Genomic DNA, 9,856 nt, shown 5'->3' on the forward strand with positions numbered 1-9,856 from the left:
ACCTCCAAATAATCAAATATTATTTGGAGGTTTTTAATGGTCTATTCCTAAGAAGAAACTAGCAAAATTCTACAAATATAGTTTCCAAATTAATAAAATATATGATATTAATATCTTGTTTTATTACCTGTACACTAATATTGAAAAAAAGTGCTGGTTTCATTTGACAAAATGTGCAACGTCTTGATAAAATAATAATGTAAAAAAAATTAAATAAGTCAATTTTTGCTTTAGGACAAGTTTAATATTATAAATATAAGGTAATAAACTTTTAATTACATAGATTATTTTTAAGGAGAATAACATGGCCGCAATTAGTGTCACACCTGAGGAACTCAAACAACAAGCACAAGTTTACATCCAATCCAAAGAACAAATTGAACAAGCGATTCAACGTGTGAATTCAATGAATTCCACAATCGCAGAAGAATGGAAAGGTCAAGCTTTCCAAGCTTACCTAGAACAATACAACCAACTTTATCAAAATGTTCAAAAATTTGAAGAATTACTTGAAAGTATCAATCAACAGTTGAACAAATATGCAGACACTGTTGCCGAACGTGATGCACAAGATGCTCAAAGTTTTGGATTTTAATGACGAGCGCCCTTGTGGTGCTCTTTTATTTTTTAGTGAGAATAAATGAAAAACATAAAAAAGTTATCGCTTTATAGTGCAACGCTTATTTTATTAACTGTACCGTTGTTTGCACTCGCAGAGAGTGATGGAAGCTTGCAACTGGATTCTGATATGATTACTAACCAAGCGGGAGGAAGTTCAACTTCTTCAGATTTTACTGTTCGTTCGCAACTTTTTTCAAAACGAATAAATGAAAAAGTTCAGGAAAAAGAAAAGCGAGAAGCTGAAAATACTCAACTTATTCAAAATATTGATTTTAACCAAGCCAGTCAAAATAAGTTGTACCAAGTCAATTATCAAGGTTTAAAGACGGAATTATTTAAGAATTATAATCAAACAACTATTGGAACCAGTGAATCACAGACAAAAATGAATAATAGAGGGGTGCTCATTCTTATGATTTTAGCACTGCCTTTGTTGATTTTGACAGCTTATATCGCAAAACGTTTTACACGCAGGAAGAGAAAAAATGAAAAATCATATTGAAATCAGTTTAGAGTGGATGGGAAAACAGGTAGACCTTGCTGTTCCTTCAAATGTTACCTCTCACCGTTTGGTAGACTTATTGAGTGAGTCTTTTAAAGCGAATGGGCAAAAACTACCAGAAAATTGGCACTTTATTGTCAAAGGTAAGTCTGTTGCGTTAGGAAGTGGCTTAACATTACAAGAACTGGGTTTAGGGAACGGAGACATATTGCAACTCGTTGTAGGAGAAGAAAATGAAAATATTTGATGGACAGGATACGTTAACATTTGAGAGACAAGAAGAGCAGCTTACAGTTTTTCTTACGGGAACTCAAGTGAAGCCACAAGAATTAAATTTTATCAAGAGTAAGATTGCGCTTGGTGAAGCCTTGGATAAGGAATTTGCTTTTCAAGTGGTTTATCCTCTACTGAGCAATTTAAAGAATTTGAAAGATTTAGTAATGGCAACAAAAAGTCAACTTCAACGTCTAGAGCTTGCTTTAAAACTCAAACATTTAATCGCTCAGAAATCAGGTTATAAAATTCCTTTTGTTCATCCAGAAAATATCTTTTTTATCAATGGTGATTTTTCTTTCATACATGTGGGTATGAGAGAGGTTCTTGTTCCAATGGAAACGGATGCCTCACTTTTCCTTTCTCAATATAAGGCACTTGTCCTATTCGTTTTGAATCCTAAGATTTCTTATGAAAATTTAGTGAATGGTGAAACCAGTCTTAAAGATAAATTGAGTCAAGCGATTGCTTCAAGTTATTCACTTGAAGAAGTTCATCGTCTAGTAGAAATAGAATTAATTAAAGAGAAACAAAAAGATGAGACAGCTTTGGTTAAAGTATCTAAAGCACGTTATAGCTTCTTTAAATATGCAGGCTCTGTGGCACTCGTTGCTGCCATCGCTATGGGGACTTTGACCTTTATAGATCGGACAACAACGATTCCAAAACAACAAGCTGTCACAAAAGCTCAGGCTGACTTCATTACAAACCATTATGACAAAACGTTAGATGATTTAAAAGACTACCAACCTGACCAACTCTCAAAAGATGCACGTTTTGTTTTGGCCTCATCGTCCATTCATTTAGCAGATTTAAGTCAGACCCAGAAGTCTGCTGTTTTGAATAATATCTCATCGACGACAGATGATAACACGTTAAACTACTGGATCTATCAAGGTCGTGGGGAATTTGAAAAATCTTTGAATTTGGCAAAAAACATTGGGGATGACCAGTTGACTTTGCTTGCTTATACCGATCTTTATCAGGCGACAAAATTAAACAGTGCAATGGATGGGGATGAGAAGCAGAAGAAGTTGGAAGAATACAATAAACAAATTCAAGAATTAAGTAAGAGCTTAGGATGAGACTATGAAACAGTTATTTGAAGGACAAAATTCAAAAAAAGAAAATCAGAATTTTTTGTATGAGGCACGTCATCCAGAAGAAATTCTTTATGCAATATTTATCTTAAAAGATAATCTTGAACGTTTGACGTTAACGGCGTCACAAATGATGGCTTCTTATGATGAGTTGCGCTTTGGTATTGTAAATGATCAACTTCTGGTTAATGGTGAAAAACTTGAAAAGGGCAAACACACCATTGAAGACATTACACTTTTTGTACTGCCTGCGTATGATTTACATACTCATTTTTTAATTTTGGATGACCGAGAGTTTGTTATTCATAATAGTGACAAACACCGTGCAATTCAAACGAAAGATGCCTCACTTATCATCATTGATCAAGAACAAGACCATTCTGTTAAAGCCTTAATCAAACCCTTGGGAGATTTTGTTTACTATAACGATGATAGGGTACAATCCAGTACTATTCGAGAAGTCAAGGTTGGAGACAGTATTCTAACACCTGACTTTATGCTTGAGAGAAGACCGGAACAATGGAAAATTACAACTTTCTCAAAAGAAATAATTTTTAATTCCGATTTTTTCTTAGAGCAAAAACGTAAATTGGAAAAACCGCAAGATTTCCCAGAATATCGTCGCTCCCCACGTCTAAATCTAGAAATTCCTGACGAAGTTTTTAAATATGAAAAAATAGAGAATAAAGAACAAGCCCCTAAGGGAGGATTGTTAAAAGCAATTTTACCTCCAATTGGTATGCTTGCGGCAGGAAGTATTACGACATTGATGGCGGGACGAAATCCACTCATGATGATGGCCACTGCTCTAGCAAGTTTGATGACCGTTGTTTTTACAGTCACGCAGTATCGTACAGAGAAAAAAGATCGATTGGAACGTGAAAAGCATCGTGAGGAAGACTATCAGGTTTATCTTGCGAAGACAACTTCACAACTGGGACAAGCGCATCGCCAAGAAAACAAAGTCATTCACTACCAACAACCATCACCCAAAGCACTGTTAAAAATGATTGAAAAGTATGACTCGCGTTTGTATGAGCGTATGGTGAATAATAAAGACTTTATGGAAGTTTCGTTAGGGACAGGCACCCAACCTTCGAGTTTAAAAATAGAAACAGATTATAGTCTACGTGATGACGATGAATGGGCCATTCATGTAAAAAAACTTGTTGAGCAATACAGTAAACAAGAAGAGGTACCCATAAGTATAGATTTGCGCCATCAAACACTTGGTTTGATAGGGAACTATGATGTGTTAAAAAATACAATTGCTAATTTATATTTACAACTTTCTTTTTTTCAGTCTTACCGCGATCTTAATTTTATTAGTCTAGTACCAGAAAAAACATACCTTAAAGATTGGCACAAATGGCGATTTCTTCCTCATTTCAAGGTACAAGGAATAAATACACGTGGAATTGTTCATAATGCGAAGTCTCGTGATATGGTTCTCTCTAGTTTTTATCAGCTTGTTAACTCAAGGAAACAAGAGTTAAATGCGGCAGGGCGAGAAAAGCCTGTCTTTCTCCCTCATTTTGTCTTTACTGTATTTGATGATTCCTATCTCGCAGGACATGGACTCAATGAGTTTTTGGCAGAAGACATGTCAGAACTTGGTGTAACAGTAATCTGGTGTAAAGAAGATAAAAAACTTTTACCAGAAACGGTCACAGCTCTTATAGAAGTAAAAAATCAACAAGCTGGTGTACTTATTCAAGATAATGGACATCATATCGATAAAGTTTACAAGCCCTATCCACCCTTAGAAGAACAAGAAAACTTTGAGGTGCTTCTCCGTCAGATATCAAGTTTAGAACACATGGAAGTTGAGAAAAATGCCATTCCAGAACGTTTAAGCTTACTTGAACAATATCTTGTGGAGACAGTAGAAGCCTTGAATATTAGTGAGCGCTGGTACAGTGCAGATCCAAGTAAGTCTATCGCTTCTATGATTGGATGGAAAGGGAAAAAAGAATTTGCTTTTTGGGATTTACATGAACAAGTGCATGGGCCTCATGCGATTGTGGGAGGAACATCGGGATCAGGTAAATCAGAATTCTTAACCACATTTTTGATGGGACTGGCTATTAACTTCTCACCTGAAGATATCGGAATGTTAATTATTGACTGGAAGGGAGGAGGAATAGCGGATACATTGGCTGATCTCCCCCACTTCATGGGTTCAATTACCAACTTAGATGGGGCAGGAACTGCTAGGGCTCTTGCTTCAATTAATGCGGAACTTAAGAAACGTCAACGCGAATTCAGAGAATATGGTGTTCAAAATATTGCAGGATACATGAAGCTTTATCGTGAGCGCTTAACGCCACGTGAGGGTGTAAAATATCCACAAAAACCGTTGCCTCATCTGATGTTGGTTTCAGATGAGTTTGCGGAATTGAAAGAAAACGTACCAGAGTTTTTAGATGAGCTAACTTCTGTGGCACGTATTGGGCGTTCACTTGGAGTGCACTTAATCTTGGCCACTCAAAAACCAGATGGTGTGGTGAATGACCAAATTGATGCCAATAGTAAATCAAAAGTTGCTCTAAAAATGTCTGATGAGGCAAATTCAAGAGCCTTAATCAAAACTGGTGATGCGGCACATATTACCAATGCAGGGCGTGGTTATCTTCGTGTGGGTGAAAGTGAAGTTTACGAACTCTTCCAATCTGGTTATGGAGGTGTTGATTATAACCCGCATGCTTATCAAGAAGAAATAAAAGACGAACGTGTTTTCCAAATTAATGCTTCTGGACAGTGGGAACTTCTTTATGATCCACGTGAAGATGTCATTGATCAAGGGAAGACTAAGGATGATTTACCGACACAATTGCAAGCAACGATTCAAGAAATTGTCAATAATTTTGAATACTCAAGCTTTACAAAACCGGATAAACCTTGGTTGCCTAATTTAGGTGAAGCAATTGTGACAGAGCAAGTGAAACGTAAGAAAAAACGTAACCTTTCTATTCCTTTAGGTCTCTTGGATATTCCGAGTCTCCAAAGTCAAGAAGTGTATCATTATAATTTAGAAGAAACTTCTCACACTGTGCTCTTTTCAAGTCCAGGTTTTGGTAAATCAACAGCGCTCCAGACTATCGTCATGAACTTGGCACGACAAAATACCCCAGAACATGTGCAGTTTAATCTGTTTGATTTTGGAACAAATGGCTTATTGCCTTTGAAAGACTTGCCTCATGTGGCGGATATTGTAACGTTAGAAGAAAATGAAAAACTCCAAAAAATGCTCAGTCGCTTAGAGCAAAACTTGGCAGAGCGTAAAGCCTTATTTAAAAAAGAGGGTGTTGCCAATCTGAAACAATACCAAAGTAAAACAAAGCATGAACTTCCCATCCTTGTGAACGTATTAGACTCCTATGACGGGTTAAGCCCTAATGATAATCGTAAAGATGCCATTGATAATCTCCTCATGAAAGTTTTACGTGAAGGAGCTGCGGTAGGTATTTATCTTGTTCTTACAGCAGGGCGATATAATGCTATTCGGATGAATATGATGGCAAATATCCAAACAAAAATGGCACTTTTCCTCAATGAAGATGGCGATTTAAGTAATCTTTTTGGCCGTGAGAAACTAGAACAAGTCGAGCTTCCTGGACGTGCACAAATTAAATTGGAACAACCGTTAGCCCTTCAAATTTACTTGCCGGTCAAAGGGGAGAGCGAAGTTGAAGTTCTTGCGTCAATGAATCAAGAGATTGTCGCAATGAGTGAAGCTTGGAGCGGGACTCAACCTGAGGCTATTCCGATGGTTCCGGATGAGTTGACACCAGAACTCTATTCAACGATGGTTGCTAAAGAAAAACATGAGATGTCTCTTGGATTGAATAAATTAAGTGCACAGGCAGAAAGTTTCAAATTCTTCGAAGCTAAAAGTTTAGGAATTTTCCCAGCATCAGCGAAACAATTTAAGCAAGTGATGCCTTTCTTGATGGAGCAGTTGCTTGAGGCAGCTCAGGAGAGTGAGATTATCTTAATTGATGCTTCTAAGAATCTCGAAGCGTATGCTTCAAAAGTCACCGTATATATTTCAAAAGAAGCGATTATGCAACAAAATATGGACCTTCAAAAAGCTATTCAAGCCTTTCTTGATGACCACTCAACGAGATCTCGTGTATTAATCATGAATGGGCTAGCCGAGCTTGTGATACAGCTCAATATTCAACAAGGACAACTTATTTCATTGCTTACTCAAAATAGCAGGAATAAACAAATCATCGTGATGGATTACTTTACAAGAGTAGGGAATAGCTTTAATATGGCTACAACAGTTGTAAGAGAAAATGCTTCACAAATCCTATTTGGTGGTGATTTAAATAGTCAACATCTGATTGAAAACTTACCTCTTGAGGCTAAGAAAGAAGTGGTCAATAAGAATGTCCTTCACGCCGTGAAAGATGAAGAATTCTTTAATATTGTTGTTCCTGTGGAAAGTGAGGGTGTTTAATATGGCTGAAAAAGAAGAAAAATTACAATTTCTAGGTTTAGGCTCAGTGGTTGAGATTGATCATATGGATGCTCTTACAGACACACTCTACTTTATTGTAGCTAGAGCGGTTGGTAAGGATAGCAGTGGACAAACGATCTTGCGTTATCAAGTAGCACCACATCCAGAAGGTGCTACTAAGAAACATGAAGATAAAATTATTACACTTTCTGAGGGGGATATTTCAAAAACTATTTTCGAAGGCTATCGTGATGAGAAAGACGACATTTTTTTGTCAGAAATGCTTGAAGGTATGGAACAAGCAATTAAGAAAATGAAAACCTCTTCTAATCATTCGACAATTCCTTTAAAAAAAGTCGAAGAAGTTCCAGCTACACCGGTACCTAAAATTGAAGATGAGAGTGAATTATTGAAAAAAGATCCCTTTTATAAATTCAAGGCATAAAGGAGTATAGAATTATGAGCGGAGCGATAAAATCTGATATTGGTGCAGCAAATGCATCGGTATCCCAATTCAAGAAGACGAGTTCTTCAGGGCAGCACTGTTCTCTGGGCGAAAGTAACATCTCAGGTATGAAAAATGCAGTAGAGATATCAAACAGTATTATTGGAGAACTCAATAAACTGGAAGCCAGTATACAAAAACAAGCAGATAAATTTCCTAAACTGGCTGCGGTCATTGAAGAGAGGGATAAACAAGATGCGACTGATTTAACTACAATGAACTGGGGCTTTTGAGAGATGGTCAGAGATAAAAATGCGGATAAGCGAGTCGAATTTAATCAGAAAATTTCAGATAAAGAAAAAGAAAAAGATGAATTATATTTAGAAGAGCAACGCGTAAAAAGCAGAGTTGAAAATTTCAAAGAGGTTATGATGCTTACCTTTCGTCAACTTCGAGAAATTGATGAGGATATCAATAGAAGAAGTCAAATTAAAGGGGCGTATGATGAAACGGCTCAAAAGCAAACTTATATTTCAAATATGATTGTTCAACAGCAAGAGGGATTGCAAAGGGAATATAAAAAAGCCAGCATCAAACTTGAAGATGAGCGAGAAAAGTTACAAAAAGAAAGGGATAATTTAGCATGGGATTGATATATAACCCTTCAGATTCACGTGGCATTGTTTCAGCCTTAAATGGGAATATCAGAACAGCAGAAGAAATGGTTGAAGGACTCAATCGTGCAAGTCGTCATCTGATTAATGCATTAAACGGAAAAGAATTATCTGGCGCAGCCTATACCGCAGGTAAAGGGATGTTTTCGCAATTAGTTATACCAACAATTTCTAAGGCTTCAGAAGGATTAGAAAAATTAAAATCAGAGGCGAAAAAATATGAAGGCTTTGCCTCATCTGCAGGAGATGAACTTCTGGATGAGGACAAATTAAATGAGAAGCTTCAGTCTCTTCAAGCACAACAAGCTGCATTATCGTCTCAGATAGATTTCTTTAAGCAGCAAGCAATGTCTCATAAGGAAGATAGTGGTTTAAGCACAAGTTTTACAAATTATAGCAACACTCTTTCTTCTTACATGAGCACAGTTGCAGAGGACATTCAGGAAGTTCAAAAGAAGCTTAAAAAATTACATGAATTCAATTCAAATGTAAATGGCCTCTTTTCAGATGCACGAAGTGATTTTGAAAAAATATCGGACATAGTTAGTGTGTTAGGTAATGGGCATTTTAACTCCAATGAACAATTTAACGCTGGAGATAACAAAAACAAACAACTTCTACTTGATATTATATCTGATTATGGAAGTGGTGCAGTACAAGATGGTTTGTCTGAAGGTATAGGAAAGTTTTTAGAAACTATGGACACGAGTATTCCAAATGCGGGAGCATATATGCATGTGTTTTCTGATGGGAATAAATATTGGAAAAACACTCATATTAGCTGGGATGGAACAGGATATGGTAAGGCGATGTCATCCTCATTGTTAAAAAAAGGCGTTCAAAATGTAACAGTTAAGAGTTTCGGAGTGGGAAAAGCTAAGGTATCTGGTCTTGGCATATTAGGTTTTGGAATTGATTACAATCAAAATCTAGCAGCTGGAGAAAGTGTAGGAATGGCATTTACGCACACTGCAGCAACCACCGCAGTAACAAGTGCAGGAGTTTGGGCTGTGGGTGCAAGTGCAAGTGCAGCAGCAGCTGGTACTTTTGGAGCAGGAGCAGTTGGAGCAGGAGCTGCAGTCTCAACTATTATAGCAAGTAATCCTATTGGTTGGGCAATAGGGGCCGGTATCGCTATGGGGGGATTAACAAAATTAGCATATGATCAAAATTTTTTGGGATTTCAAGATGGTGTGAAAAATGCTGGGGAAGTTGTGAACTCTGGCCTAGAATCTATAAAATCAGTATTTGGTTGGGGGAAAACAAAACATGCTTAATGTAAAATTTTCTTCTGTACAAGGATTTGTCCTACTATACTTCGAGGATAAAGTATACTTAGTTAATACTATTTATAATATGTCTTTATTTAGTTTATCTAAGCCGCCAGAAAAAGTAACTTTGGAGGCGTATTTGCTTGAACAACAAGAAGTAGCATATTTTGAATCTGGAAATAATAAAAAAATAAGTTCGATTTCAGCAGTATTGATTACACAACCGCTTGTCACATTATCATATAATTTGGGGAAATATATATTTCAATATTTTGATGTTAGTTACTCCCTAGCAATTAAAGTACTATTATTGCTTATTGCTATGTTAATAACACTTGCATCTTGTAGGATCTATTTGAAATCATCAAAAAATAAAATACCAAGCCATTTTATGTCACAGAATAAACGTTTTTCTTTAAGGATTTATAAACCGAAAGATGAAATTCATAAAAGAAATATTTTTAATGAAGGATTAGGCTTTTTATTCGCTACAGCCCTGATA

General features: G+C 36.5%; 10 protein-coding genes. All 10 read left to right on the top strand.

The window, feature by feature from the left end; all coding sequences use genetic code 11:
- Positions 1-304: 304 nt before the first annotated feature.
- The gene (locus LACDD01_RS00490; protein WP_061412559.1) at positions 305-595 is read left to right on the top strand and encodes a WXG100 family type VII secretion target; all 291 of its coding nucleotides are present in this window, start codon (positions 305-307) and stop codon (positions 593-595) included.
- 45 nt (positions 596-640) lie between these two features.
- Complete coding sequence (essA, locus tag LACDD01_RS00495; RefSeq protein WP_061412562.1) at positions 641-1,123, top strand: type VII secretion protein EssA; 483 nt, start codon at positions 641-643, stop codon at positions 1,121-1,123.
- Positions 1,107-1,370, top strand: coding sequence for an EsaB/YukD family protein (locus LACDD01_RS00500; protein ID WP_061412565.1), 264 nt, complete (start codon positions 1,107-1,109; stop codon positions 1,368-1,370). Before essA ends, LACDD01_RS00500 begins: the two co-directional genes overlap by 17 nt.
- Positions 1,357-2,481, top strand: coding sequence for a type VII secretion protein EssB (gene essB, locus LACDD01_RS00505; protein ID WP_061412568.1), 1,125 nt, complete (start codon positions 1,357-1,359; stop codon positions 2,479-2,481). Before LACDD01_RS00500 ends, essB begins: the two co-directional genes overlap by 14 nt.
- A 4-nt stretch (positions 2,482-2,485) precedes the next feature.
- Positions 2,486-6,964 carry a type VII secretion protein EssC gene (essC, locus tag LACDD01_RS00510; protein WP_061412571.1) on the top strand — a complete coding sequence of 1,493 codons (4,479 nt, stop codon included), beginning with the start codon at positions 2,486-2,488 and terminating at the stop codon, positions 6,962-6,964.
- 1 nt (position 6,965) lies between these two features.
- Entirely contained in the window at positions 6,966-7,409 is a 444-nt protein-coding gene (locus LACDD01_RS00515) for a DUF4176 domain-containing protein (RefSeq protein WP_197458016.1), read from the top strand.
- A gap of 14 nt (positions 7,410-7,423) precedes the next feature.
- Entirely contained in the window at positions 7,424-7,702 is a 279-nt protein-coding gene (locus tag LACDD01_RS00520; protein WP_061412577.1) for a hypothetical protein, read from the top strand.
- Positions 7,703-7,705: 3 nt separating this feature from the next.
- Positions 7,706-8,062: a hypothetical protein gene (locus tag LACDD01_RS00525; protein WP_061412580.1), complete on the top strand. Its 357-nt coding sequence runs from the start codon at positions 7,706-7,708 to the stop codon at positions 8,060-8,062.
- The gene (locus LACDD01_RS00530; protein ID WP_061412583.1) at positions 8,053-9,360 is read left to right on the top strand and encodes a hypothetical protein; all 1,308 of its coding nucleotides are present in this window, start codon (positions 8,053-8,055) and stop codon (positions 9,358-9,360) included. The genes LACDD01_RS00525 and LACDD01_RS00530 overlap by 10 nt, the downstream gene beginning before the upstream one ends.
- Positions 9,353-9,856, top strand: a 504-nt coding sequence (locus tag LACDD01_RS00535; protein WP_061412586.1) for a DUF443 domain-containing protein, incomplete at its 3' end; no start/stop codon positions are given. The genes LACDD01_RS00530 and LACDD01_RS00535, both read left to right, overlap by 8 nt.

Origin of the sequence: Lactococcus sp. DD01, from assembly GCF_001578715.1 — a bacterium.
Taxonomy (GTDB): domain Bacteria; phylum Bacillota; class Bacilli; order Lactobacillales; family Streptococcaceae; genus Lactococcus; species Lactococcus petauri.